Source organism: Streptomyces sp. NPDC006463 (genome assembly GCF_042870715.1).
In the GTDB taxonomy this organism is placed as follows: domain Bacteria; phylum Actinomycetota; class Actinomycetes; order Streptomycetales; family Streptomycetaceae; genus Streptomyces.
This window is the reverse complement of record NZ_JBIAHP010000032.1, coordinates 18,831-43,924: the sequence shown is the minus strand read 5'-3', so window position 1 is coordinate 43,924 and position 25,094 is coordinate 18,831. Positions and strand designations below refer to the sequence as shown.

Sequence of the window (25,094 nt, the reverse complement as noted above, 5' to 3'; positions counted from 1 at the left end):
GAGGGCAGTGGGCTACACGGGGGTGGGTCGTCGGTGACGTCGTGGGACATCAAGCCGCAGGGTGTGCAGGGGCAGTTGAAGACCGTCGGCACTCATGCCGGTGAGCTGGAGAAGGCCTTGAACGCCCTGATCACGGCCATGTCGGAGGCGGCTCAGGCGGCGGGGACGGCCGTGCCCGGCTCAGCGTCGGGGATGACTCCGCAGGGCCCCTTGGCCCCCGGTGCGGCCCCGGCGCCCGGCCAGGCTTTCCTGGCGTCGCAGAAGGCGATGGGTCCGGTGGCTGCCGCTCTGGGCGAGTACCTGTCCAAGCGGAAGCCGGAGTTCAAGTCGATGGCGGAGCGGATCGAGGCGTGCATCCTCGGCGCGGTGAAGGCGACGAACGAGTACCTGGAAGGCGACCTGGACCAGGCCAAGGCGGCCCAGGACGCGGCCAGGGCCGTGAACCTTGAGGTCCTGCGAGAGCAGCCGGGGGGCAAGAAGTGAGCGGGAAGGCGCCCGTCGATCCGGCTGAGGTACCGGTCTTCACGGGCGATCTGCGCGTGCTGGACGAGCAGGTGAAGGCGATCTCGTCGGGCGGGGCCGCGGTCTCGACGAAGACGTCGGACGTCCACACGAGTTACGGCGGCTTGCAGGCGTTCTACCAGGCGCCGGAGGCGGACCAGCTGTTCGCGACGACGAAGCCGGTCTCCGACCTGGGCCTCAAGCTCAGCTCCGACATGTGCACCATCGCCGGCGCCCTGGGCACGTACTCACGTGACGCCGCGCCCATCATCAAGAAGCTGGAGCACCTGAAGGCGGAAGCGGAAGCGTTCCGCGAGAAGACGGACAAGGACGAGAAGTGGCGTGAAGACGGCGATCTGATCGATGAGAACCTCGATCGCCGTAACAAGATCGCCGAGGTGTGGGCGCAGTTCCAGGACGTGGAGACGGCCGCTCACGCCAAGATCGTCGCTCTGGTGGGCGGCACGCCGCTGAAGAAGGACGACGGTTCCCACGGCGAGGGCATGTACGGCTATGACGCCGAGGTCCTCAAGGCGTCGAAGTCCCTGCCGTGGGGTGACGCGGTGGAGGAGTCCATACCGGGCTGGCAGTTCTGGGAGCACGGCTGGGAGTTCACCAAGGGCTTCTTCGTCGACGGCGTATGGGGCACCCTCAAGGGCCTGGGCGGCCTCGTCGGGCTCCAGGGCCTGGACGCCTTCAAGCAGTCGTGGTCGGGACTGGGGAAACTCGCGACGGGTCTGGCGATCACCACGATCCCGGGTGCGGGCCCGCTGTTCATGGCGCTCCCGGACGACAAACTGCCCTCCTACCTGCGCGAGTCGCGCACCGCGATGAAGGAGACCGGCAAGGCCCTGCTCGCGTGGGACCAGTGGGGCTCCAACCCGGGCCGGGCAGCGGGTGCGGTCACCTTCAACGTGATCACCACCATTGCCTCGGGTGGCACGGGCGGTGCGGTGTCGGGTGCGGGCAAGGCCGGTGCGGTCGCGAAGGCCCTGTCGCTGGCGGGCAAGGCCGGCCGGGTCGTCGACCCGATGACGTACATCATGAAGGGCGCGGGCGCGGGCATCTCGAAGGCGGGCGATGTGATGGCCGCTCTGAGGGGCATGGGCAAGATCCAGGTCCCGAACATCAACATCGACGGCGCGGTAGCCCTCCCCGAGGGTGCTGTCCATCTGCCCGACGGTGCGATCCACCTCCCGTCGGGCTCGGCGGTCCCGGACGGGGCGATCAAACTCCCCGACGGCACCATCAAACTCCCCGAAGGCACCGCCACCCTGCCCCCGGGCACGGTCAAGCTGCCCTTCGACGACAGCCCGGCGAAGTACGTCGACGGTGACGGCAACCTGTACAAGGAAGACGGCAGCGTCTACCAGGGCGGCGTCGAGTCCCCGGTCGAGAAGACCCCGGGCACGAACCCGGCGACGAAGCCGGGCGCGGACGTCCCCATGCACGCCACCCCGGCCAAGATCGAGGCCCCGGGCACGAACCCCGCAAAGCCGGACGCGGACGCCCCCCTGCACGCCACCCCGGACAAAATCGAGCCCCCGACCAAGACCGAGCCCCCCGCCAAGATCGAGACCCCGGTCAAGGTCGAGGCCCCGGACCGCGTCCTGGTGGGCGTCGGCGGCCGCGCCGACGACGGCATCCACCTCGGATCCGACATCCCCGACCCCCTCCACACGGTGGACAACGGCGCGCACGGCACCGGCGCCTTCGACAACACCCCGACGGGCCGCGCCGGCGACCACTCCACCCCGGGCAGCCACGCCCCGGACAACATGCCGCGCAACGACCTGAACAACACCCCCGGCAGCGGATCCCACCCGGACACCCCGTCCACGGCCGGCACGCATGCGGCCGACCAGGGCACGAACGGCACCCACGCGGCCGACCACGGCACAGGCGGTCACGGCGACACCCCGTCCACGGCCGGCACCCACACGGGCGGCCCCGGCACCGGCGGCCTGCCGGACAACCCGGGCACGGGCCGCGTGGACGACGCGACCCGCGCCGGCGACGACGCCCCGGACACCGGCCCCCACCAGCGGGGGGACCTCCGCCACGGAGAGGGCAGCACCGAGTGGGTCCAGCGGACGCCCGAGCAGGCGAAGTACTGGCATGACGAGCACGTGCGGCTGGCCAACGAGAACGAGGCGTGGCGACTGGAGCACTACGAAGCCACGCGAGGCCACCGACTCGACGCTGACGCGATCGTTGACGGGCAGCGACTGCCGAAGCTGAAGGAGGGAACCAACCCGAAGTGGCTGGCGACCGACGACCTCCCCTCCGCAGACCGCGAGTACTACCGCCTCCCCTCGAAGCCCGTCGACGTGAACTCTGTGCAGACGCACGTCACTCCGAAGCTTGACGAGCTGGCCGACATCCATCAGAAGTATCTGGACCTCGGTGACGCACAGCGGGCGTACGACAAGTCCAAGACCGCTGAAAACCTTGTGACGCTCGATGCCGCCAAGGAGGCCATGGGCGACGTCCCCAACAACACCAAGGTCGGCGAGAAGCTCGGTGAGGGTGCGGCCAAGTTGCACGTCGTTCCCGCCGAGTTCCGCAATCCGCAGTGGATCGACCTCATGGACACCGGCCACGGTGCGCGGAGGTTCGACCAGCTGTACCACCTCGACAACGGCAAGGGTGACTTCCTCATCGTCGAGGCCAAGGCGCCCGGTGGGGAGCTCGGCTGGCGTCAGGGCGCCGGCCCTCACGCCAACGTGAAGGTCAAGCAGGGGACGATCGAGTACGTCCGCACGATCCTTGAGGAAATGAAGGCCCGAGGCGGCGAGGACAAGGAGATCGCGGAAAAGATGATCCCGGCTCTCCGTAGGCAAAAGGTTCAGTATGTGATGGTTCAAGCCAACAAACACACCGGGACTTATGCTGGGGCCGAACTGAGTTACTTCGATCTCTACCGAGGAGGACGCTAATGGCGCTCTCTGTTCCGCGTCATGACTTCCTCCGTGATGACCTCCCGGGGCGCGACCCCGTACTCAGTGAGGGCGTCGTGTGGGCGCTCGAAGACCTGCAGGAGGCGCCCGAGGCGATCGCCGACGCCATGTCCGATGCTCTGCTCCTCGCCCAGGAGCGGAGCGTTCCGGACCCTGCGGCGGGGTGGCTGGAGACGTGGGAGGCGTGGGTGGTCGCCATGCAGTCCGGTTCAGCGATGTTCGCGGCCGCGGCCACGACTTCCGAGAGCGTCGAATGCCTCATCCACCACGAGATGCGATCCCTCCCCGCTTCCGGGCCGCGGTCCTGGGCGAACGCCGGGACCTGGATCAACGTCTTCTACCTGTCGGTGATTTGTCGCGACAAGGCACGGCTGGACGCGCTCTGCGAGATCCCGCCGTCCCTGCTGCAGGCATCCGGAGCCGAGTTCGATACGTACATCCACCCGTGGACGGAGACGCTCCGGTCGTACTGGCTGAGCCGTCCGGACCTCGGCGACCAGCTCCTCCAGGCTGCCGAGGGACTGGCTCCGGAGGCCGCTCCGATCTCCGGACCCGAGATGACCACGAAGATCCTGTGGCCGGTCGTGGACCTCTTCCACCGCTTCGTCACCGACGATCACGACCAGTTCAACCGTTCGCTCGCCAACGCCCTCACGCTGCACAAGCAGTACTGGACCGCCGACGAAGGCCTCGCGCGCGACGCCCGTGGGCTCGTCGCGATCGGCCCGCTCGCGATGGCCTGCCTCGCCTATGACGCGGGCTTCCCCATCGACGTCGAGTCCGAATACCTGCCCAAGCACCTGCTCAAGCGCACGTGGGTCGGCGAGTTCACCACCTGACGAGCCAGGGCGTCCGACGCCGGGGCCGGGAACCGGACCGCCCCGGTTCCGGAGCACCCCACCCCGACGGCCCCGGCACAGGCGGCCACGGCGCGGGCGGCGGCCACCCGCAGGCGCCGGGCACCGGGGGCCTGGACGGCCTCGGCCACGGCGCGGACGACGCGGCCACGCATACCCCGGGCACGGTGCGCCACGGGCGACGCGGCAACACCGGCTCCCGCCACCCCGCGCAAGCCGGTGGAACGTCCCAGCTTCATGCTCCCCGGCGGCACAAGCCACACCGACGGGACCGGCGGCACCGGCCACACGGACGGCCCGTCCACGGGCAGCGGCGGTTACGGTGACACCACGCCGACATCATCGACGGGCGTGGGCCGGACCTCCGGCGGCATCCGTTCCAACGGCACAAGCCGGTGAAGGAGTCGGGATCCCCGACCGGAACCGGTTCGGAAGCCCGCCCGGGGTCGTGTAGTACGGCGGCGGTCCCGGCCATCCGGCCGCGAGGGCGGCGGACCCGCGGACCAAGGGCCACACGACCCTCTACCGCGACGAGTTGTTCACGGGGGAGGGTGCTGAATGCCAGGACGACCAGGTGGTGACGGTGGACGCTGCGTGAAGACGCTCCCAGCCGATGCGCAAGCCACTGCCGTACTGAATGAGTGGGCTGCAGAGAGCGAGTCTCTGTTGGACGTGGCTGGGCTCGATCTGAGTGGAGCCGACATCTCGGGTGCCGATCTCGCCAACGGACTGTTCACGGAGTCCGTCCTTCGCGAAGCCAACTTGTCTGGGGCTGATCTCTATCGATCTCACCTGGAGGGGGCCGAGCTCAACGGGGCAGACCTCTCCGGAGCCACGCTCGTGAAGGCCGTACTCGATCGATCTTCGTTGGGCTGTGCGAATTTGGACCGAGCCGACCTCGGAAGTTCGGAAATGTGGGCAGTTGATGCTCGAGGAGCATCCTTCCGACACGGGAAACTTGATGGGGCCGGACTGCTCGACGTGAAACTTCAGGGCGCGGACCTGTCGAACGCAAGTGTTCAGCAAACGTCATTCCAAGTCGTCATGGATGAACAGACGGTAGTGCTGGGACTCGCAGGGACGGTGTTTGGTCCAGCTTCGGTCGTCGAAGGAGACGAATTGCGGGAGATCACCGGAGTCGATCTCGAAGTCTGGCTGAACAGCCGAGGCGCACGCGTTCAGGTCCTGTCTCCTCAACGGCCGCAAGGACAGTGACTCACCTCCGGGGCATGCCCCGGAGATGTGCGGCACGGACGGGCGTGGGTGCGACACGACTCGGGGGTCCTCGACGGCACCGCCGCCATATTTCCCACCAATGCCACCAAGCCGTAAGGAAGTCGATGTCGATGCTGATGCGCGCGCCGAAGGAGTGCGGCTCGTGGTTCTGGGACCTGGACGACGTGGCGGAGCCCGGTCTGGAGTCCGCTCTCAGGACCGCGGCGCGCATGGGTGCGGTGCTTCAGCAGCACGCTTTGCTGGAGCCGGCCTCGCTTGAGTGGAACTGGTTCCAGGTCGGCAAGGGCGGCCTCGGCATCCACAATCGCCTGGACCTCGGCAGGCGTTCGCTCGGTGATCCGGCACTCCCCGGTGACCTCCGCGCCTGTCAGCCGGGCGGCCATCCGCAGGCAGAGATGGGCGGAATCCTCGTGCTGGGATCCGGCGCCTGGTTCGACGCGAGCGGAACACGCCACAACGAGTACCGCCTGGTCGAACTCATGGTGTCACCCGACGAGATCGGCCCTTCGGCCGAACTGTCCGTGTACCACGATGTATGGGGTCAGTGTGATTTCCGGGGCGAGCCGCACCCGGCCATCCATGCCAACAATGCGCCGCGGCTCGCGTCAGCCCTGCAGGAGCTCGACCAACTGCTCGGGATCGAGGCGGAGCCCGGCGAGCCGACGTACTACGGTCGAGCCGAGGGCTACGGCCTCCAGGCTCCCGACATCATCGACGGGCGTGGGCCGGACCTCACCGATACCGTATTCGGGTAGGCGGCGGCATCCGTTCCAAGCACAAGCCGGTGAAGGCGTCGGGATCCCCGACCGGAACCGGTTCGGAAGCCCGCCCGGGGTCGTGTAGTACAGCGGCGGTCCGGGGCATCCGGCCGCGAGGGCGGCGGCCCCATTTCCCGACGGACCACAAGGGCCACACGACCTTCCGAATGCCGAACTGGCAGCTGGTCTTGCGAGCATCGACGATGTAGCGGCGGCTCTGCTCCGAGAGCTGAGATCGAAGGGGATCGGGACGTGACCGAGCGGGCAGAGTCCCTCGTGTTGGAGCGCCTTCGGGCGGTGGAATGGGACGGGGACTGGGACGACGTGCTCGGGCGAGTCATGTCCCGTCGCCTGCTGATGCGCGAGTACCTGCGGCGGGCCGGGATGTGGGCGCAGGCCTACTCGGCCGAGGCGATGTGGCCGTTCTTCGACGTCGTGGAGTATGTGGACCCCGATTTCCCGCCTGCCCCGGAAGTCGCTGCTCAACTCTGGGAATGCCTGCCCCAGATCATCGTCGTCAGTCCCATCAAGCGGACCTGTACGGGTGCGGTGAGGCTGGCGGAGCTCCGGTCGCGGCACCCGGATACCCTCCCGGACCTGCCCGACCTCTACGAGCCGCTCCTGCTCTTCTACGAGCGGGGCGGCGCATTCCTCCAGGACCACGCCGGTTTCCTCGACCTGACCGGTGTGCTGGTGCGTCCCGGCACTCTGGTGGGCCGCGTCGCCGGTCCCCCGCTGGTCTCCCTCGACCCTGCGCTCCTCGACGCCGTGGACGCCGAGGGCCGCATCACCTACTACATCGCGGCCGACCGGCAGGGCCCCGTGTTGCGGCGGCGTGCGGTGCGCAGCGTGCCGTACGACGAGGCGTTCGGCTGGGACAGCCTGCGCTGGGAGCCGACCGGCACGCTGCTGCCGGCGTCTCCGGAGAAGGCCGCGGAACTCGGGGTGGTGTGGCTGGACGAGATGGAGGCGGCCGCCCTCATCTGGGCGGCCATGGCGGACGTCAAACAGTAGGGCGGCTCCCGTAACGGTCGGAGGCCGACCACCGGCCGCCGGACGACCCGTCCACAGGCGGTGGCGCCATCGGGTTGGTACCCCAGCCGAGCTCTGTCGCGGTGGCTGGAAGCTCCCGATGTGCTCTCGGACGTCGGGAGCCGCCTGCCTGGTGAGGTGACGGTGCTGCTCAACGATGCCATGGAGCAGCTGGACAGCCACTTCGTCGCGGCTACCGGCTCTTCCACAGAGAGCCGACGGGCGCATCCTTCCAACAGGCCGGCCGGTTGGTGGTGGCACCGCCGCCCGGACCCCGTACCAGGCCTGCCGGTAAGAATCAGGTCCCCTGACGAGGTCAGCTTGTCCGAGACTGGCACCGTGAATAGGTGCCGGGACGGGTAAGGCGGACGTCAGCTGCATGCATCACCCCGGCCCAGCGGTAGCCCCTCGGGGGCCGGTCGGAGAGGCAGGTCATCTCACGGTCCTGCATGTCGACCACGAGGTACACCCGGGACCAGCTGCCCGTAGACGAGCAGCTTCTCGTGCCAGTCCGCGTCCGTCGTTGACGGGGAGGTGAACTCGGCGACGAGCGACAGAGCCTCCGCGCGCGTACGTGCTCAGGCGCGCTCCCCGACCGTCACACGTTGCTCCGGATGAGTCGTTCCGCAACCTCCCGCGCCCGCCGCGCCGGTTCCGGGCCCGGGTTCAGGGCGGCGACCACCGTCGCGCCCTCGACCAGGATCAGGAGCTGGTCGGTCAGGTCCTCCCGGTCCGGGCCGGCCAGGTCGGCCAGCAGGGCCCGTAGCTCCGCCTTGTGGCGGCGTACGACGTCGAGTACCCCGGCGTGGGCGGCGCTGAGTTCGCCGAAGGCGTTCAGGAACGCGCAGCCGCGGAAGTCCGGCTCCGAGAACCACTCCGCGAGCCAGTCGAAGAGGGCCGCCACGGGATCTGCGGATCCGGCCGCCACCGCTTCGCGCAGGCTCGTCATCCAGCGTCCGTCGCGGCGCTCCAGATACGCCGTGACCAGGGCTTCCTTCGCCGGGAAGATCCGGTAGAGCCGCTTGAGGGGGACCCCCGACCCGGTGCGGATGCGGTCCATGCCGACCGCCTGGATGCCTTCGGCGTAGAACAGCGCCTCCGCCACGTCCAGGAGCCGGGTGCGGGCCTCTTCGTCGTCCATGAGGGCAGCGTAGTCGAGATTCGATTGCGTCGAGAACGCTCGTTCTCTATCGTGAGAACGATCGTTCTTCCAGTGAGATCGCGAGAGGTTCCGTCATGAACGAAAGCGTGGTCCGTCCGCCGCTGCCGCCCTTCACCGAGGAATCGGCCCGGGCCAAGGTGCAGGCCGCCGAAGATGCCTGGAACAGCCGTGACCCCGAACGCGTGGCCCTCGCGTACACCGAGGACTCGCGGTGGCGCAACCGCGACCGTTTCCTCACCGGCCGCGCCGAGATCCGCGACTTCCTCGCCGCGAAGTGGGAGCGCGAGCTCGACTACCGGCTCCGCAAGGAGCTCTGGGCGTACACCGGCAACCGCATCTCCGTCCGCTTCGAGTATGAGTGGCACGACACCAGCGGCCAGTGGTGGCGCAGCCACGGCAACGAGCAGTGGGAGTTCACCCCCGACGGCCTGATGAGCCGCCGCGAGGCCAGCATCAACGACGTTCCGATCGCCGCCGGGGACCGCCGGCTCGTGTGATCTGCGTGTATGGGCGCCTTCCGCCGGGGCCCGGTGTCCGGCCCCGGCGGCACCTGAGACGCCAGCCGGTCAGAAGGCGGCGAAGCCGGATCTGACCCGCGCGAAGTGGTTCATGCCCCGGATGCCCGGGGCGGTGGCGTGCACGGCGGAGTCCGAGAAGGCCGCGGTCGTGCCCAGCGTGCCCGCCAGTGCGAGCAGCTTCTCGATCGTCACCTGGTCGTCGACGAACTCGGGCGCGGGGAGCGTCCGGTGGACCTGCTTGAGGACCTCGATGTGCTGGGTCAGGCGCTGCCCGGCGGCATCGCGGTCGTTCTCGTACAGGTCGTCGAGCGCGTGGAAGGTGATCTCGCTCGTCCGCAGCCCCACCGCGTGCACGGTCACGGTCTCCTCCGCGAGCGTGGCCGCGTCCGACAGCGCGATCTCATGGCTGCGGTTCTCGCGTGCCCCGGTGTCCACGTACTGCACGGTCGCCGTACCGATCCAGCCCGGCGCCGTGCTCCCTTCCGGTACCTGGATCTCCAGCACCACCCAGACGTCTCGCCGAAAGGCCAGGTCCGGGGCGCCGCTCAGCCCGCGTCGTGGTGGTGGGCCTGGGTGATGAGGTCCGTCGCGACCTCCAGGGCCGCCTGGCGGGTCTCCTCCGGGTCGCCCTCCACGTGCTGGAGGAACATCATCCCGGCGTGCAGCGTGAACAGGGCGCTCACGCAGCGGACCTGGTCCGTCAGCGGGCCGTCCTGCGTGCGCAGCAGTTCCACCAGCCGGAAGAGGCGCTGCTTGACCGTCTCGCCGATGCTCAGCTCCCGCATCGTCGCCTGGTTCTCCTGCATGAAGCGGTAGAGCGAGGCGCCCGCCGCCATCGCCTCGCTGTAGCGGCGCAGCACCTCGCACTTGGTCTCCAGGGTGCGCGGCTGCCCCTCCGCCCACGTGATCAGCTCGTCGATCGGCCGCGTCAGGTCCTCGAAGAGGCTGATGATGATGTCTTCCTTGGTCTTGAAGTGGTAGTACAGCGCCGCCTTCGTGACCTCCAGCCGCTCCGCGATCTCGCGCAGCGACGTCTTCTCGTACCCCTGCTCGGCGAACAGCTCCAGCGCTACGTCCTGGATGCGCTGGCGCGTGTTGCCACGGCGCGGCTGCGGACCGCTGCTGGAGCTGGTCGTCATGATCGGTTCTCCCCAGAATTTACTTACTTGACGCCCGGCTAGTGACGGGTCTACCGTCCCCAGTGTAGTGAACTAGCCGGTCGGCAAGTAAGAGCCGGCGCTCGAAGACCAGAAGTGCGGCAGTAGAAGTGCCAGGGGAGTGGACATGGGCGAGACAGTCAAGACGGCCGGAACCTCGGAGGAGGTGAAGCCGCGCAGCGTACGCGTCGTACTCATGGCACTCATGATCGCGATGTTGCTGGCCATGCTCGACAACATGATCATCGGTACTGCGATGCCCACCATCGTCGGTGAGCTCGGCGGCCTGGAGCACCTTTCCTGGGTGGTCACCGCCTACACCCTGGCCACCGCGGCCTCCACCCCCATCTGGGGCAAGATCGGCGACATGTACGGGCGGAAGGGCTCCTTCCTCACCTCGATCGTCATCTTCCTGATCGGCTCCGCGCTCAGCGGCATGGCCCAGGACATGGGCCAGCTGATCGGCTTCCGTGCGATCCAGGGCCTCGGCGCCGGCGGTCTGATGGTCGGCGTCATGGCGATCATCGGCGACCTGATCCCGCCCCGTGAACGCGGCAAGTACCAGGGCATGATGGCCGGCGTGATGGCCCTCGCCATGATCGGCGGACCGCTGGTCGGCGGCACCATCACCGACCACATGGGCTGGCGCTGGTCCTTCTACATCAACCTGCCGCTCGGCGCGGTCGCGCTCGCCATGGTCACCGCCGTCCTGCACCTCCCCAAGAAGACGGGCGAGGGTGAGCGCCCGAAGATCGACTACCTGGGCGCGGCACTCCTCACCGTCGCCATCACCTCCACCGTGCTGGTCACGACGTGGGGCGGCACCGAGTACGCCTGGGGCTCCGGCCAGATCATCGGCCTGATCGTCGTCGGCCTGGTCTCGATCGCCGCGTTCCTCTACGCGGAGACCAAGGCCGCCGAGCCGGTCATGCCGCTGCACATCTTCCGCAGCCGCAACTTCACCCTCATGTCCGTGATCGGCTTCCTCGTCGGCTTCGCGATGTTCGGCGGCGTGCTCTACCTCCCGCTGTTCCAGCAGGCGGTCCAGGGCGCCTCCGCCACCAACTCGGGTCTGCTCCTGCTGCCCATGCTGCTCTCGATGATGGTCGTCTCGCTGATCTCGGGCCGCATCACCACCAACAGCGGCAAGTACAAGATCTTCCCGATCGTCGGCGGCGCGCTCATGGTCGTCGGGCTCTTCCTGCTCGCGACGATGGACACCGGCACCTCGCGCCTCGTCTCCGGCGTGTACATGGCCGTCCTCGGCGCCGGGCTCGGTTTCCTGATGCAGATCACCATGCTGGTCGCGCAGAACAGCGTCGAGATGAAGGACATGGGCGTCGCGTCCTCCTCGGCGACCCTCTTCCGTACGCTCGGCGGCTCCTTCGGCGTGGCGCTGATGGGCTCGCTCTTCACCTCCCGGGTCACGGACACCATGTCCGACCGCCTGGGTCCCGAGGCCGCGGGCGCCGCGGGCTCCGCCCAGCTGGACGCGGCGAGCCTGGCCAAGCTGCCGGAGGCCGTACGCGACGCCTACCAGCACGCGGTGGCCGCGGGTACGCACTCCGCGTTCCTGCTCGGCGCGGCCATCGCCGTACTGGGCTTCGCGGCTGCCTGGTTCGTCAAGGAGGTCCCGCTGCGGGGCGCGGGCCCGGCCCCGGCCGGCGGCGCGGAGGGCGGCAAGTCCGCTCCGGCTCCGCAGGAGTCCCTCGCGCACTGACGCACTCGATGAACGGCGCACGCACGGCGCACAACGGCCCGGCCCCGGTGGATGAACGGATCCACCGGGGCCGGGTCTTTTCTGTGCACGCGTCAACCGCGCCGCCGGTGCGGTCAGTTCGGCAACTCCCGTAACTCCCGTACTTTGCGTAACTCTGCCAACTCCGGCAACTCGGGGCCAAAGTCCTATTACATGGAATTTACCGGCTAATTGGCTGGAACCCCCCGGCGGCGGCGCACGTCCTGATCCACAGAACGCTCACATGCGGATGGGGAGTGGACATGGGGTTCTTGGCGCGCGTCAACGAGAAGGGCATCCGGGCCCGCGCAGCCGTCGCGGCGTCGGCCGTCGCCGTCGCGGCGACGATCTGGGGAGTGGCGACGCTGGTGGAGTCGGGACACCAGACGCCCGGCTCGAACGCGTCGCGCCAGCACGACGCCGACGGCGCGGCGCGCGGGCCGCAGCAGCAACCGGAGCGGATACCCGAGGGCATAGCCCACGCGTCGGAGAGCGGCGGGAACGCGGTCAACATCACCATCGACGACGGCCCCGACCCCCGGTGGACCCCGAAGGTCCTCGACGTACTGGAGAAGTACGACGTGAAGGCCACCTTCTGCATGATCGGGCCGCAGGCCAAGGCCCACCCCGGCCTCGTCAAGAAGGTCGTCGCGGCCGGCCACCGGCTCTGCGACCACACCATGGACCACGACACAGCCATGGACAAGAAGCCCGTCGCCTACCAGGAACAGCAGATCCTCGACGCGAAGCGGCTGATCGAGGAAGCCGCGGGCGGCGGAGCGAAGGTCGAGTACTACCGCGCCCCCGGCGGCGCCTTCACCCCCGACAGCCGCCGCCTGGCCGCAGCGAACGGCATGCGCCCGCTCGGCTGGAACGTCGACACCAAGGACTTCGGCAAACCGGGGACGGCCGCCGTCGTCGACGCCGTGAAGCGCGAGATCGGCAACGGCCCGACGGTCCTCTTCCACGACGGGGGCGGCAACCGCGCGCAGACCGTCGAGGCGCTCGACCAGGTGCTGGCCTGGCTGAAGGAACAGGGCCGGCCGACCGGCTTCCCGGTCCGCACCGCCCCCGAGACCACCGAACCATCCTGACGGGGCGGGCTGACACGCCGTCCGGCGGCGAACGGGTGAGGGTCGACGACCCCGAGCGCCCCGGGGTGTTCCCTGGTCACGCGCGTACGAACGTACGCCCGACCAGTCCGACCCAGCCCCGGCCAGGAGGCCCCCGTGACCATCAGCCCCGGAAAACTCTCCGACCCCGCCGTCGGCGCCTTCGTCACCGCCGTCAACGCGCACGACAAGGACGCCTTCCTCGCCCTGCTGACCCCCGACGCGACCATGTCCGACGACGGCTCGGACCGCGACCTCCGCGAGTGGATCGACCGGGAGATCTTCGACTCCGGCGGCCACATGGACGTCCAGAAGGAGTCCGACGGCGGCCACTCCCTCATCGTCTCCTACCGCAACGACACCTGGGGCGAGATGCGCACCGCATGGCGCTTCGACGTCACCCCCGGCGGGAAGATCAGCCGCTTCGAGACCGGCCAGGCCTGAATCACAGCCCCCGCGCCACCCCCAGCACCGCCGCCGTCAGGCGCTCGTTCTCCGGCGCCGCTCCGCCCGGGAAGGCGTAACGGCGGCGCGTGTACCCGAAGGCGATGCCCGTGACCGGGTCCGCGAAGCTCTGGGCCCCCGCCGCGCCGCTGTGCCCGAAGGCCTCCGGGCCCACCGCGGGCTGCCGCGCGAAGCCCAGCGCGAAGCGGTACGGCCGGGCCTCCCGTACGGGTGAAAGCACATCCGCCGTCGTTCCGGCCCGCCGCGGGGCCCCGTTGGACCGGGCATGAAGCGCACCCGCATCGCCGCCCTCGCCCTCGTGACCACCGCCGCGGCCCTCGCTCCCGCCCTCGGCCGGGCGGCCACCGCCGCGGAGGGCACGGCGTACCTCCAGGACCCGGCAGGCGGCGAGAACACCATGAAGTCGATGTGGACCGAGGACGAGATGCACAAGGTGGAGGGGCAGCTGCGCTTCCACCCCGGAATCATGTACAGGACGGTCACCCGCCCGGGCCCCGCCGCGGCCCCGGGCTACGAGCGGCGGGTACCCGACCTCAAGACGCTCGCGTGGCAGCCCTCGTACGAGTTCGCCTGGTCGGTGTCGGACTCGACGCTCGTGAAGAAGGCGATGACGACCAAGGAGGGCACGCACCCGATCGTCGTGCACGCCGTGCTGCGCAGCGCCAAGGGCGCCAAGGCGGGAGAGGTGCGAAAGGAGCTGGCCGGGAAGCCGGCGACGGGGCGGGAGAGGATCGCGGGCGGCGAGCGGATCGCGTGCGACACCGGGGAGTACACGGTGGAGTGGTCGGTGACGCGCTCCGGCTACGGGACGCTCACGGGCACCTTGCACTGGGACTCCAGCTGCGAGCAGCACCGGACGGCGTTCTCCGCGGACCACGGGAAGCAAGGTCAGCAGGGGCACTAGAGGCAGTCAGCGCGGCCATGGCGGCTGCGCGACGGGGGCGCCGGAGGCGGAGTCGAGGCCGGCCGCCCCGCGCACCTTGTGGGTGCTCGGCGGGCGACTGGGCCGGCGGCCTTGGATCGAGAGCCGCAGTGGCCATGGTGCCGCATGGGGTGGGCTGCGGCACGGGGAGAAGGTCCCGTGTCGCGGGGGAACTTCGGTGTTCTGGTGTTCGTCAGTGCTTCTTGGAGGCCTCGTTCGCCTTGGCGGCGATGCCCTCAAGGACGCCCTTGGCGTCTCCGGTCGGTTCCACCGCTCGTCCGATGTTGCGCTTGATGGTGTCGCTGACCGTCACCCAGGACGGGTCGTTCACCGGGTAGAGCTGGGCGCCGTAGAGCGCGGTCAGGAACTGCTGGTCGTTCTTGTCGAGGCCGCCGCCGGCCTGGGGGCGCGAGGCGGTGACGGTGGAGGGCAGCAGGTGGTAGCGGTTGGCGAAGTCCGACAGGTTCTTGTCCTGGTAGAGGAACTCCAGGAACTTGCCGATCTCGGCACGCTTGCCGTTCTGTCTGAAGGCCATCATCCAGTCGGCCACGCCCACGGTCGGCGGGCTCTCCCCGGAGCCGAGGGTGTCCGAGACCGGCATGGTGACGGCGCCGACGCCGATGCCCTTGGCGCGCGCCTCGTGGAGGAGCGAGGGGTAGCCGTTGAGCATGCCGACCTCGCCCTTCAGGAAGGCGGCGAAGGCGTCGGCGCGGTTGAGCTGGGAGGGCGGGGTCGGGCCGGTGAGCCCGGGGGCGACCAGCTGGTTCTTGACCCAGTTCCAAGTGTTGACGTTCTGGTCGGAGGCCAGGCTGTAGTTGCCGCTGCTGTCGGCGTAGCCGCCGCCGTTGCTCAGCTCCCAGATCATCGCCTCGGCGTGCGCCTCCTCGGGGCCCAGGGGCAGGGCGTACGGGAACTTCACGCCCTTGTCCTTGAGCTTGCCCGCCGCGGACTTGAGGTCCGACCAGGTCTTGGGCGGAGTGCTGACGCCGGCCTGCTTGAACAGCGCCTCGTTGTAGAAGAGTAGGCGGCTGCTCGCCACGAAGGGCAGGCCGTAGAGGGTGTTGCCGACGGTGCCGGCCTCGGCGAGCGGCTGGAGGAAGTTCGCCTCGGCGCTGACCGACAGCAGTTCGTCCGCGGCATAGAGCTTGCCTTGCGCCGCGAAGTCCGAGTACGCGCCCATGAGGGCCATGTCCGGCGCTTTCCCGGCCTTGACCATACGGGAGACCTCACGGTCGATGTCGGCCCACGGAAGGAGCTTGACCTCGACCTTGATGCCGGGGTGGGCGGAGGTGAAATCGTCCGTCACCTTGTCCCAGAAAGCCTTCGAGCTGGTGGCCGGACTATCGCCGTATTCCGCGGCGATGATGTGCAGCGTGCCGTCGCCACCTGCACTGTCTCCGGAACCGCCGCATCCGGCCAGAGGTATCAGCAGACCGAGCACGACCGTGGTGGAGGCCGCGCCGAAGATTCTTCGTCGCACGGGTGTATTCCCCTGATTTTCTTTTGGATCCCGTTATTACTTATGAGTTGCTCCGGGCGGGGTGTCCATCCATGGCCCGTTGGCCGGAATTCTCTCCCGAGGAAGGGTGATTGATTCCATTGGGGCCGCACTTGTGGGCAATACTCCAACTGCGGCTTTTCCGGCTGGTGTTTTCCGATATGTGATCGACAAGCCGGACGCGCGTAGACATGCCGAAAAGCCCGTTTCCGGTCGCGGAACGGGCTCTCGGGGGGTCTGGCGTGTACCGGTCGGCTAGTCGGCGAACTCGCCCGCGTACGGGTCGGGCTCGCCCGTCTCGGGGTTGCGGCCCTCCTGCCATCGGCGCTGGGCCTTGCGCCAGTGGACGAAGCTGAGGTGGCCGCCGTCCCAGAAGGTGATGCTGACCGGGCTCACGTCGAACTCGTCGGAGCAGAGCCGGTGGAGGAATTCGGCCATTCCGTACGGGTACACCGCGAACGAGTCGGCGGTGTGCCGTCCGCACACCAGAACCGGCCACCGGTCCGGGTCGGGGTCGGAGGTGAGCCAGCACAGAATGTCGGACCCGCCGGTCACGCCCCAGGCGATGATCGACTCCGGGTCCACGTCGAAGGCGGACCGGCCGCCCTCCGCCTCCCAGGTCTGGCGGGCGTTGTCGGTCTCCTCGGCCATCTCGGCCGGGTCCCACTGGAGGCCCGGCTTGGGGAGCGGGAGCAGGATGCTCGCCTCGCCGTTGATGGACCCGGCGCCGAAACGGCCCATGAAGGCCACGAAATCCGCCGGGAACCGGGTGCCCCAGGCCGCCTCGGCCGCCTGCCAGTCGATGTCCTCGTCGGCGCCGTGCGTCGCCGGCATGATCTGCTCCAGCGCCTTGATGTGCGCGTTCTCCGTCATGCCGCTCCCCTGACACCCCAGCTCAACCGCCCCAACCTACCGCCGGTGCGGGGCCCCGCCTACTCGCGCGTGAGACGCCCGGGTACGTCCAGGTTCACGGTGGTCCCGACCCGCAGCCCCCACCCGGCCATCGCCCCGGCTTCGGCCTCCAGGACGTGCCGCGACCGGAGCCGGGGCAGCCCGAGGCGTCCGGGGGCCATCGTGACGACGGCGAGCACGTCGAGGTCCCTGCCGAGGTACGCCACGTCGATGGCGAACCGCATCCGGAAGGTGTGCACGCTCGCCGCCGGGGTGAGCAGCATGGCCCCGTCGATCCCGTCCCGTCCGAGCAGCCCCCGCGTCCGGGCCCCGTACGAGGCGGCGACCTCCAGCGGAACCGTCACCGCCCCGACCCCGAGGAAGCCCTCGCCGTCCCGCCAGTTCGCCATGGCGGCAGCCTAAGGGCTGACCCGGGCCCCGCCCAGGCCCCGCCGGGGCAATGCCGGGGCAGTGCCAGGGCTTTGCCGCGACCACCGTCCGGCCCTACCGTCGCCGGATGGGCGTCATCGTGATCGTTCTCGCCGCCGTGTACGGGACCGCCGCCGGGCTGCTGCTGCCGCGCGCCGCCTACCGGCTCTCCGTCGAGCCGGGGGAACCCTGGCGCGAGCGCTGCCCGGAGGGGCACGCGCTGCCCGGCTGGCTCGGCCCGGCCCGCTGCCGGTTCACCGCGCGCCACGCGTACGGCCGGCACGCCGCCCCCCTCGCCGCCCTCACCGGGGCGGTCTGCGCCGCCCTGGGAGCGGCCGTCGGCGCCCGCCCCGAGGCCGTGGCCTACGTCGGCCTCGCCCCGGCGCTCGTGCTGCTCGCCCTCGTCGACCGCGCCGTGCACCGGCTCCCCGACGTACTGACGCTGCCGCTCGCCGCCGCGGTCGCCGCCGGGCTCGGGTCGGCCGCCCTCCTGCCCCGCGCCGGAGGCGACTGGCAGCGCGCGCTGCTCGGCGGCGGCCTGCTCGCCGCCGGGTACCTCGTGCTGTTCCTGATCAACCCCGGCGGGATGGGCTTCGGCGACGTCAAGCTGGCGCTCTCGCTGGGGGTCGCTCTTGGGTGGTACGGGTGGGGGGTATGGGCCGCCGGGGCCTTCCTGGGCCTCCTCTACGGGGCCCTGTACGGCCTGTCCCTTGTGCTGCGCGGCCCCGCGACCCGCAAGCAGAGCTTCGCCTTCGGCCCCTTCATGGCGGCCGGAGCACTCACCGGAGTGCTGCTGGGTGGTTTCGGAGCGTAATCGTGTCGCGGCAATGCACGCATAACGCTTTACGAAGGGTTATGGTGGAACCCCCCCCTCGGGCCGGTCCGTATCCCCCCCACGGACCGGCCCGTTTTTTGTTCTCCGCACCCTTCGGACAAATGCGCAGGTCAGCCGCGCTGGGCCCAGAGATTGGTGCCGGGGGTGGACACCGCGAAGGAGTCGATCTCCTTCAACTCGGCCTCGGAGAGCGGATCTCCGCCCAGTGCGGCCACGTTCTCCTCCAGCTGCTTCACGCTCGACGCGCCGATCAGGGCCGAGGTCATCCGGTCGTCGCGGAGCACCCACTTCAGCGCCAGCTGCGCCAGCGACTGACCGCGCCGTGCGGCGATGCCGTTCAGCCCGTTCAGCCGGCGGAGCACCTCGTCCGAGAGCATGCCCGGATCGAGGGACTTGCCCTGCGTGGCCCGTGAGCCCGCCGGGATCTCCTTGAGGTACTTGCCCGTCAGCAGCCCCTGCGCCAGCGGCGCGAAGGAGATGCAGCCCATGCCGGCGTCCTCCAGGGTGTCCAGCAGCGCGTCCTCCTCCGTCCAGCGGTTGATCATGGAGTACGAGGGCTGGTGGATCAGCGGACGCACCCCCATCCCGCGCAGGATCCGTACCGCCTCGGCCGTCTGCTCCGCGGTGTACGAGGAGACGCCGACGTAGAGCGCCTTGCCCTGCTGGACGGCGGACGCCAGGGCGCCCATCGTCTCCTCCAGCGGGGTCTCCGGGTCGAAGCGGTGCGAGTAGAAGACGTCGACGTAGTCCACGCCCATCCGCTTCAGCGAGGCGTCCAGCGAGCTGAGGAGGTACTTCCGGCTGCCCCATTCGCCGTACGGCCCCGGGTGCATCAGGTAGCCGGCCTTGGTCGACAGGATCAGCTCGTCGCGGTAGGACGCGAAGTCCTGCGAAAAGATCTTGCCGAAGTTCAGCTCGGCCGAGCCGGGCGGCGGACCGTAGTTGTTCGCCAGGTCGAAGTGGGTGATGCCGAGGTCGAAGGCCCGGCGAAGGATCGCCCGCTGGGACTCCAGCGACTTGTCGTCGCCGAAGTTGTGCCAGAGGCCGAGGGAGACGGCGGGGAGCTTGAGGCCGCTGTGGCCGGTGCGCCGGTACTGCATGGAGTCGTAACGCGAGAGCTCTGCCCGATAGGGATTGGTATCAGTCACGTTGTCCTCCCTATCACGGAGTTGTGACAGACCGAGTTGGGTACCCCCTCTCGCCGCGCAGTAATGTGGCCGCCTCGGGGGAGACCGCAATTCGCACGGGGGCATTGCACGGAGGGGCTGGAAGATCGTGAAGCTGCGCGACCTGGTGTACAGGCTCTACGCACGCCGGGTGGAAGGCCGCCTCGACCATGACGCGGCGCCCAAGCACATCGGCGTCATCCTGGACGGGAACCGGCGCTGGGCGAAGGCGTCCGGAGGTACGACGGAACAGGGCCACCAGGCCGGGGCCGACAAGATCTCCGAGATGCTGGGCTGGTGCACCGAGACCGACGTCGAGGTCGTCACCCTGTGGATGCTCTCCACGGACAACCTGGACCGGCCGGAGGTCGAGCTCCGCCCGCTGCTCAACATCATCGAGAACACCGTGCGGGGCCTCGCCGCGGACGGCCGCTGGCGTGTCCACCACGTCGGGAACCTCGACATCCTGCCCGCCCAGACGCAGACCGTGCTGAAGGAGGCCGAGCAGGCCACGCACGACATCGACGGGATACTCGTCAATGTCGCCGTCGGCTACGGCGGCCGCCAGGAGATCGCCGACGCGGTCCGCTCGCTGCTCCTGGAGCACGCGCAGAAGGGCACCTCCTTCGAGGAGCTCGCGGAGATCCTGGACATCGACCACATCGCCGAGCACCTCTACACGCGCGGCCAGCCCGACCCGGACCTCGTGATCCGCACCAGCGGCGAGCAGCGGCTGTCCGGATTCATGCTGTGGCAGAGCGCCCACTCCGAGTACTACTTCTGCGAGGTCTTCTGGCCGGCCTTCCGCAAGGTCGACTTCCTCCGGGCCCTGCGCGACTACGCCGCACGCCACCGGCGCTACGGCACCTGATTCATCCCGATTCACCCGGGGTGTCCTCCGGCGCCCCCTCGGTCACCGCCGCCCCCTGCATCCCAAGCCTTCACCTGGGATTCACAGAGCGTCCGTCATATGCCATGGCATGGCCTGGCCTGATCTGGGAATACCCCTTTCAGGTCGACGCCCGATCCACGGGTGTCGAGTCTCAGCGGACGGCATGGGGTCGTCCGCCCGGGAGGCCCTTTGCACCAGGACGCACGTGCGGTTCGCACGGACGAAGTGGGAGGGCCGGAAATCGGCCCCGGCATGGGTGCCGATGACCGGTCCGGTCTTCATGGCCCGACCTCTTCCGAGGGGGTACGTCCTTCCGTGGTGACCAGCACAAAGCGCCGCCTGCCCGACAGGCGGACCTACGTCCTCGACACCAGCGTCCTGCTGGCAGACCCCAACGCGATCACCCGCTTCGACGAGCACGAGGTCGTGCTGCCGATCGTGGTGATCACCGAGCTGGAGGCAAAGAGGCACCATCCCGAACTCGGATACTTCGCGCGCCAGGCCCTGCGCCTGCTCGACGACTTCCGGGTCCGGAACGGACGCCTCGACGCCCCCATCCCGCTGGGCGATCTGGGCGGCACCCTGCGTGTCGAGCTCAACCACTCCGACCCGGGTGTCCTGCCCGCCGGCTTCCGACTGGGGGACAACGACTCTCGGATCCTCGCGGTCGCCCGCAATCTCCAGGCCGAGGGCTACGACGTCACGGTGGTCTCGAAGGATCTCCCGCTGCGCATCAAGGCCTCCTCCGTGGGTCTGCTGGCCGAGGAGTACCGGGCGGAGCTCGCCATCACGGACGCCGGCTGGACCGGCATGAGCGAACTCGCGCTCTCCGGGGAACAGGTGGACCTCCTCTACTCGGAGGACCGGCTCTACGTCCCGGAGGCCGCCGAGCTGCCCGTGCACACCGGGCTGGTCCTGCAGTCCGAGCGCGGCAAGGCGCTGGGCCGGGTCACGGCGGACGGCAACGTGAAGCTCGTGCGGGGTGACCGCGAGGCCTTCGGGCTGCACGGCCGCAGCGCCGAGCAGCGCATCGCCCTGGACCTCCTCCTCGACCCCGAGATCGGGATCATCTCGATGGGCGGCCGGGCCGGCACCGGAAAGTCGGCGCTGGCGCTCTGCGCGGGCCTGGAGGCCGTACTGGAGCGGCGCCAGCACCAGAAGGTGATGGTCTTCCGGCCGCTGTACGCGGTGGGCGGCCAGGACCTCGGCTACCTGCCCGGGGACGCCTCCGAGAAGATGAGCCCCTGGGCGCAGGCGGTCTTCGACACCCTCTCGGCGGTCGCCGGGCGCGAGGTCATCGAGGAGGTGCTGAACCGCGGGATGCTGGAGGTCCTGCCGCTCACGCACATCCGCGGACGCTCGTTGCACGACGCCTTCGTGATCGTGGACGAGGCCCAGTCGCTGGAGCGGAACGTCCTGCTGACCGTTCTGTCCCGGATCGGGGCGAATTCGCGGGTCGTTCTGACCCACGACGTGGCCCAGCGGGACAATCTGCGGGTCGGCCGGTACGACGGAGTCGTCGCCGTCGTTGAGAAGCTGAAGGGGCATCCGCTCTTCGCGCACGTCACGCTGAACCGCTCCGAGCGCTCCCCGATCGCCGCACTCGTCACCGAGATGCTCGAATCGCTGTAGCGCACGGAGAGGGGCAAAACCCCCATAGCGGGAAGGTGAGTTGGCGCCGCCCGGCAAAGGCCCGAGAGCCTAGCCGGGCGGCGTCGTGCTGCACAGCCCTTTCGTCAAAACAACAGGGTCATCCCAGGTGTGACCTTTCCCACGCAACGCAGAATTGCCTTGCGGCGCCGAGGTCCGGCAGAGTCTGTTTTCCGTCAGGCCCCGCATACGGCACAGTTGTATCTCCGGTACCACCCGTGAGGTACGCGCAGCACCACAACTCCACAGCCGATCGCCGTATGCCGCCCGGAGTTTCACGTGCAGCCCCCGTAAGGGAGCTGCCACGGGCCCGCGTCTCCAGTGACCGCAGAACCACGGAGGCCAGTGTCGAGGGGCACTCTCGCGCCCGCGCGGTCACTGCGGACGTTGCTGGAAGGACATCATGTGAGCCGGATCTCGGTCCGGGGGTTCGCAGTGGCTTCGGCCACCGCGGTCACCACCGTCGGCGCAGTCGTTGGCGTTGCCACTGGCGACCCCACGAACGATCTCGAAACGACAGCGTCCGGCGCGACTCTCCTCACTGACATCCCGGTCGGCGACCAGGCGGAGGTCCAGAGCGGGTCCCTGACCCAGCAGGCCGACGCCATCGCCCACGCCGCCGACGCCGACGCCAAGCGCTCGGCCGAGGAGGCAGCCCGTCTCCAGGCCGCCGAGGACGCCAAGTCCAAGAAGGCGGAAGCGGAGAAGGCCAAGGCGGAGGCGGACGCCAAGGCCAAGCGGGAACGCGAGGAGAAGGAGCAGGTCGCCAGCCGCTCCGCCGCCCGCGACGCCGGCGACTTCGCGGTCCAGAGCTCCTACACGGTCGCGCAGGTCAAGGCCATCGCCCAGCAGATGGTGCCCTCCGGCCAGTTCCAGTGCTTCTCGAACATCATCAACCAGGAATCCACCTGGAACTACAAGGCCGTCAACTCGTCCTCGGGCGCCTACGGTCTCGTCCAGGCGCTCCCGGGCTCGAAGATGGCCTCGGCCGGTGCCGACTGGCGCACCAACCCCGCCACGCAGATCAAGTGGGGCCTGAACTACATGAACGACCGGTACGGCAGCCCGTGCGGAGCCTGGAGCTTCCACCAGGCCAACGGCTGGTACTAGTCACCGGGCGGCGGCAGCCGACCGGCAGTCCCCGCCGCACCCCCGCTCAACCTCGCAGAGCCCCGCACCGTCCTACGGCGCGGGGCTCCTCGCGTGTACGGTCTTTCGAGGTGTGACCAAGGCGGGGGGAAGGGAACGACATGTCGAAGAGGGCAGGCTGGCTCGGCCGGCTCGGGAGCAGGCTGAACCGGATGGAGGCGCGGCTCGACGAACGGCGGGCCGAGGTCGAGGCCGAGACCAGGGGCGTTCTGCCGCTCCCCGGCGCGCCCGACCTGGCGCAGGCCGCCACGGCGCCGGGATCCGCCGCTCCCGGCGTCGTCGTCCCGGCGGTCCCCGAACGCCCCGACCCGGTGACCGTGGTCCCGTGGGGCATGCGGGTGGCCGCCGAGGTCAGCTGGCGGCTGCTGCTCCTGGCCGGGATGCTCTGGGTGCTGATGAAGGTGATCAGCGAAGTCCGCCTGGTCGTCCTCGCCTTCGCCGCCGCCATGCTGGTCACCGCGCTCCTCCAGCCCTTCGTGGTCCGGCTGCGCCGCCTCGGCCTGCCGCGCGGCCTCGCCACCGCCGTCACCGCGATCCTCGGCTTCGTGGTCATCGGGCTGGTCGGCTGGTTCGTGGTCTGGCAGGTCATGGAGAACCTCGACGACCTGTCCGCCCGGGTCCGCGACGGAATCAACGAACTCAAACTCTGGGCACTGGACAGTCCGTTCCACGTGACCGAGAAGCAGATCACCGACATCGCGAAGAACCTCAGCGAGACCATCGGCACCAACACCGAGCAGATCACCTCCGCCGGCCTGCAAGGCGTGACGGTGCTCGTCGAGGTCCTGACCGGGATGCTGCTCGCGATGTTCTCGACGCTGTTCCTGCTCTACGACGGCAAGCGCATCTGGGAGTGGACGCTCGGTCTCGTCCCGGCCACCGCCCGGCCCGGAGTTGCGGGAGCCGGTCCGCGCGCATGGCGCACGCTGACCGCGTACGTACGCGGCACCGTACTCGTCGCGCTCATCGACGCCACCTTCATCGGCCTCGGCCTCTACTTCCTCAACGTGCCGATGGCCGTGCCGCTGGCCGTCTTCATCTTCCTGTTCGCCTTCATCCCGCTCGTGGGCGCGGTGGTCTCGGGCGCACTCGCGGTGGTCGTGTCGCTCGTGACCCAGGGCGTGTTCACCGCGCTGATGGTGCTGCTCGTGGTGCTGGCCGTGCAGCAGATCGAGGGGCACGTGCTCCAGCCCTTCATCCTGGGCCGGGCGGTGCGGGTGCACCCGCTCGCGGTGGTGCTCGCCGTGGCGGCCGGCGGGATGATCGCGGGCATCGGCGGAGCGGTCGTCGCCGTACCGCTGGTCGCGGTCACCAACACGGTGGTGGGCTACCTGAGGGCGTACTCGCGCGAGCAACTCCTGCACGACGCCACCTCGGTCGGCCCCTCGCCGCACGGGGCGACCGCCCTGGGCCAGGCCGACCCGGGACAGCGGTGATCGGCGAGCCCGAGTTCGACGGGGAGTGGGGGGCCGCCGCCCCGCCCGCCGGGCAGGCGCAGCCGGACGCGCCGGAGGAGCCCTTACGACGGCCCGCGCGGCCGTGGCAGTGGGCGCTGGGCGGGGCGCTGCTGGCCTCGATGGTGTGGGCCGGGACGCTGGCCGTGTCGCAGGATCGATTCAGCAGCGCGCCGGAGGTCGCGTACCGGCACGCGGAGGACCTCTGCAAGGAGGCGCCGCTGAGCGCGGTCGCCAGGGCCACCACGAAACTCAGCGGTGACGTCCCGCGCCGCGGCGAGCACCCCGCGATGGACTGGTCGTACTGCATGTACAACACGTATCCCACCGAAGACAGCATGAGGTACGGGGCCGAGGCGCTGGTCCAGTTGCACAAGAAGACGGACCCGCGCGAGGAGTTCGGTGCCGCTCCCGAGTCCCTGTCGAACGTCTGGGACGAGACGGCGGGCGCGGAGCAGGTGCCCGGGCTCGGCGAGCGGGCACTGATCAGCCGTTCGGTCAGGGGGAACCGGATCCAAGTGCTGGACGGCGGCGCGGTCTTCACGCTCACGATCAGCTGGTACGGGGAGCAGGACACGCCCGCACCGGACGAGGACGCCGTCAAGGCGGCGATGATCGAGGACGTGCGCACGCTGATGGCCACGCTGAAGAGGTGAACGACAGGGGCCCCGCGGCCGTTCCCGGCCGCGGGGCCCCTGTTCGCCGTACGGCC

At 69.5% G+C, this 25,094-nt stretch carries 25 protein-coding genes; 17 read left to right on the top strand and 8 right to left on the bottom strand.

Going from position 1 to position 25,094, the window contains the following annotated elements; translation table 11 throughout:
- Window positions 1-33 precede the first annotated feature (33 nt).
- The 6 genes from ACFYOB_RS36950 (at window position 34) to ACFYOB_RS36925 (ending at window position 7,326) form a co-directional block, all read left to right on the top strand.
- Window positions 34-483, top strand: coding sequence for a DUF6507 family protein (locus ACFYOB_RS36950; protein WP_388568184.1), 450 nt, complete (start codon window positions 34-36; stop codon window positions 481-483).
- Entirely contained in the window at window positions 480-3,440 is a 2,961-nt protein-coding gene (locus ACFYOB_RS36945) for a hypothetical protein (protein WP_388568181.1), read from the top strand. The genes ACFYOB_RS36950 and ACFYOB_RS36945 overlap by 4 nt, the downstream gene beginning before the upstream one ends.
- Window positions 3,440-4,300 (top strand): immunity 49 family protein, encoded by an 861-nt coding sequence (locus tag ACFYOB_RS36940; RefSeq protein WP_388568178.1) that lies wholly within the window; start codon window positions 3,440-3,442, stop codon window positions 4,298-4,300. Before ACFYOB_RS36945 ends, ACFYOB_RS36940 begins: the two co-directional genes overlap by 1 nt.
- A gap of 612 nt (window positions 4,301-4,912) precedes the next feature.
- Window positions 4,913-5,533, top strand: a complete 621-nt coding sequence (locus ACFYOB_RS36935; RefSeq protein WP_388568175.1) for a pentapeptide repeat-containing protein — start codon at window positions 4,913-4,915, stop codon at window positions 5,531-5,533.
- A 131-nt stretch (window positions 5,534-5,664) separates the two neighbouring features.
- Window positions 5,665-6,309 (top strand): hypothetical protein, encoded by a 645-nt coding sequence (locus ACFYOB_RS36930; RefSeq protein ID WP_388568248.1) that lies wholly within the window; start codon window positions 5,665-5,667, stop codon window positions 6,307-6,309.
- Window positions 6,310-6,564: 255 nt separating this feature from the next.
- Window positions 6,565-7,326, top strand: a complete 762-nt coding sequence (locus ACFYOB_RS36925; RefSeq protein WP_388568173.1) for a hypothetical protein — start codon at window positions 6,565-6,567, stop codon at window positions 7,324-7,326.
- Window positions 7,327-7,942: 616 nt separating this feature from the next.
- On the opposite strand, the gene ACFYOB_RS36920 is transcribed toward ACFYOB_RS36925, so the two are convergent.
- Complete coding sequence (locus ACFYOB_RS36920) at window positions 7,943-8,485, bottom strand: TetR/AcrR family transcriptional regulator (protein ID WP_388568170.1); 543 nt, start codon at window positions 8,483-8,485, stop codon at window positions 7,943-7,945.
- 95 nt (window positions 8,486-8,580) lie between these two features.
- On the opposite strand from ACFYOB_RS36920, the gene ACFYOB_RS36915 reads away from it, so the two are divergent.
- On the top strand, window positions 8,581-9,003 hold the full coding sequence (locus ACFYOB_RS36915; RefSeq protein ID WP_388568167.1) for a nuclear transport factor 2 family protein: 423 nt from the start codon (window positions 8,581-8,583) through the stop codon (window positions 9,001-9,003).
- 69 nt (window positions 9,004-9,072) lie between these two features.
- Here ACFYOB_RS36915 and ACFYOB_RS36910 read toward each other — a convergent pair whose 3' ends face one another.
- Both ACFYOB_RS36910 and ACFYOB_RS36905 read right to left on the bottom strand, forming a co-directional pair.
- On the bottom strand, window positions 9,073-9,528 hold the full coding sequence (locus ACFYOB_RS36910) for a hypothetical protein (protein ID WP_388568164.1): 456 nt from the start codon (window positions 9,526-9,528) through the stop codon (window positions 9,073-9,075).
- Window positions 9,529-9,569: 41 nt separating this feature from the next.
- Complete coding sequence (locus ACFYOB_RS36905) at window positions 9,570-10,163, bottom strand: TetR/AcrR family transcriptional regulator (RefSeq protein WP_388568162.1); 594 nt, start codon at window positions 10,161-10,163, stop codon at window positions 9,570-9,572.
- Between the two features lie 145 nt (window positions 10,164-10,308).
- Here ACFYOB_RS36905 and ACFYOB_RS36900 point away from each other — a divergent pair, with 145 nt between their 5' ends.
- The 3 genes from ACFYOB_RS36900 (at window position 10,309) to ACFYOB_RS36890 (ending at window position 13,475) form a co-directional block, all read left to right on the top strand.
- Window positions 10,309-11,901, top strand: coding sequence for an MDR family MFS transporter (locus tag ACFYOB_RS36900; RefSeq protein WP_388568159.1), 1,593 nt, complete (start codon window positions 10,309-10,311; stop codon window positions 11,899-11,901).
- Between the two features lie 281 nt (window positions 11,902-12,182).
- The gene (locus ACFYOB_RS36895) at window positions 12,183-13,013 is read left to right on the top strand and encodes a polysaccharide deacetylase family protein (RefSeq protein WP_388568157.1); all 831 of its coding nucleotides are present in this window, start codon (window positions 12,183-12,185) and stop codon (window positions 13,011-13,013) included.
- Between the two features lie 135 nt (window positions 13,014-13,148).
- Window positions 13,149-13,475 (top strand): nuclear transport factor 2 family protein, encoded by a 327-nt coding sequence (locus tag ACFYOB_RS36890; RefSeq protein ID WP_388568155.1) that lies wholly within the window; start codon window positions 13,149-13,151, stop codon window positions 13,473-13,475.
- Between the two features lies 1 nt (window position 13,476).
- On the opposite strand, the gene ACFYOB_RS36885 is transcribed toward ACFYOB_RS36890, so the two are convergent.
- A complete protein-coding gene (locus ACFYOB_RS36885) occupies window positions 13,477-13,716 on the bottom strand; it encodes a hypothetical protein (protein WP_388568152.1) in 240 nt (79 codons plus the stop codon).
- Window positions 13,717-13,761: 45 nt separating this feature from the next.
- On the opposite strand from ACFYOB_RS36885, the gene ACFYOB_RS36880 reads away from it, so the two are divergent.
- Window positions 13,762-14,400 (top strand): hypothetical protein, encoded by a 639-nt coding sequence (locus ACFYOB_RS36880; RefSeq protein WP_388568150.1) that lies wholly within the window; start codon window positions 13,762-13,764, stop codon window positions 14,398-14,400.
- A gap of 211 nt (window positions 14,401-14,611) precedes the next feature.
- Here the strand turns inward: ACFYOB_RS36880 and ACFYOB_RS36875 are convergent, their stop codons facing one another.
- From ACFYOB_RS36875 to ACFYOB_RS36865, 3 genes are all read right to left on the bottom strand, one after another.
- Complete coding sequence (locus ACFYOB_RS36875; RefSeq protein ID WP_388568147.1) at window positions 14,612-15,898, bottom strand: extracellular solute-binding protein; 1,287 nt, start codon at window positions 15,896-15,898, stop codon at window positions 14,612-14,614.
- A 273-nt stretch (window positions 15,899-16,171) separates the two neighbouring features.
- Window positions 16,172-16,789, bottom strand: coding sequence for an SMI1/KNR4 family protein (locus ACFYOB_RS36870; protein WP_388568144.1), 618 nt, complete (start codon window positions 16,787-16,789; stop codon window positions 16,172-16,174).
- Window positions 16,790-16,848: 59 nt separating this feature from the next.
- Entirely contained in the window at window positions 16,849-17,217 is a 369-nt protein-coding gene (locus tag ACFYOB_RS36865) for a DUF192 domain-containing protein (protein WP_388568141.1), read from the bottom strand.
- 107 nt (window positions 17,218-17,324) lie between these two features.
- On the opposite strand from ACFYOB_RS36865, the gene ACFYOB_RS36860 reads away from it, so the two are divergent.
- Entirely contained in the window at window positions 17,325-18,050 is a 726-nt protein-coding gene (locus ACFYOB_RS36860; RefSeq protein ID WP_388568138.1) for a prepilin peptidase, read from the top strand.
- 131 nt (window positions 18,051-18,181) lie between these two features.
- Here ACFYOB_RS36860 and mgrA read toward each other — a convergent pair whose 3' ends face one another.
- Window positions 18,182-19,219 carry an L-glyceraldehyde 3-phosphate reductase gene (mgrA, locus tag ACFYOB_RS36855; RefSeq protein WP_388568135.1) on the bottom strand — a complete coding sequence of 346 codons (1,038 nt, stop codon included), beginning with the start codon at window positions 19,217-19,219 and terminating at the stop codon, window positions 18,182-18,184.
- Window positions 19,220-19,346: 127 nt separating this feature from the next.
- Between mgrA and ACFYOB_RS36850 the strand changes: the two genes are divergently transcribed.
- The 5 genes from ACFYOB_RS36850 (at window position 19,347) to ACFYOB_RS36830 (ending at window position 25,038) form a co-directional block, all read left to right on the top strand.
- Window positions 19,347-20,108, top strand: coding sequence for an isoprenyl transferase (locus tag ACFYOB_RS36850; RefSeq protein WP_328927403.1), 762 nt, complete (start codon window positions 19,347-19,349; stop codon window positions 20,106-20,108).
- 336 nt (window positions 20,109-20,444) lie between these two features.
- Complete coding sequence (locus ACFYOB_RS36845) at window positions 20,445-21,761, top strand: PhoH family protein (RefSeq protein WP_388568131.1); 1,317 nt, start codon at window positions 20,445-20,447, stop codon at window positions 21,759-21,761.
- 423 nt (window positions 21,762-22,184) lie between these two features.
- On the top strand, window positions 22,185-22,889 hold the full coding sequence (locus ACFYOB_RS36840) for a transglycosylase SLT domain-containing protein (RefSeq protein ID WP_388568128.1): 705 nt from the start codon (window positions 22,185-22,187) through the stop codon (window positions 22,887-22,889).
- A 140-nt stretch (window positions 22,890-23,029) separates the two neighbouring features.
- Window positions 23,030-24,364, top strand: coding sequence for an AI-2E family transporter (locus tag ACFYOB_RS36835; protein ID WP_388568125.1), 1,335 nt, complete (start codon window positions 23,030-23,032; stop codon window positions 24,362-24,364).
- The gene (locus ACFYOB_RS36830) at window positions 24,361-25,038 is read left to right on the top strand and encodes a hypothetical protein (protein ID WP_388568122.1); all 678 of its coding nucleotides are present in this window, start codon (window positions 24,361-24,363) and stop codon (window positions 25,036-25,038) included. Before ACFYOB_RS36835 ends, ACFYOB_RS36830 begins: the two co-directional genes overlap by 4 nt.
- Window positions 25,039-25,094: the final 56 nt, after the last annotated feature.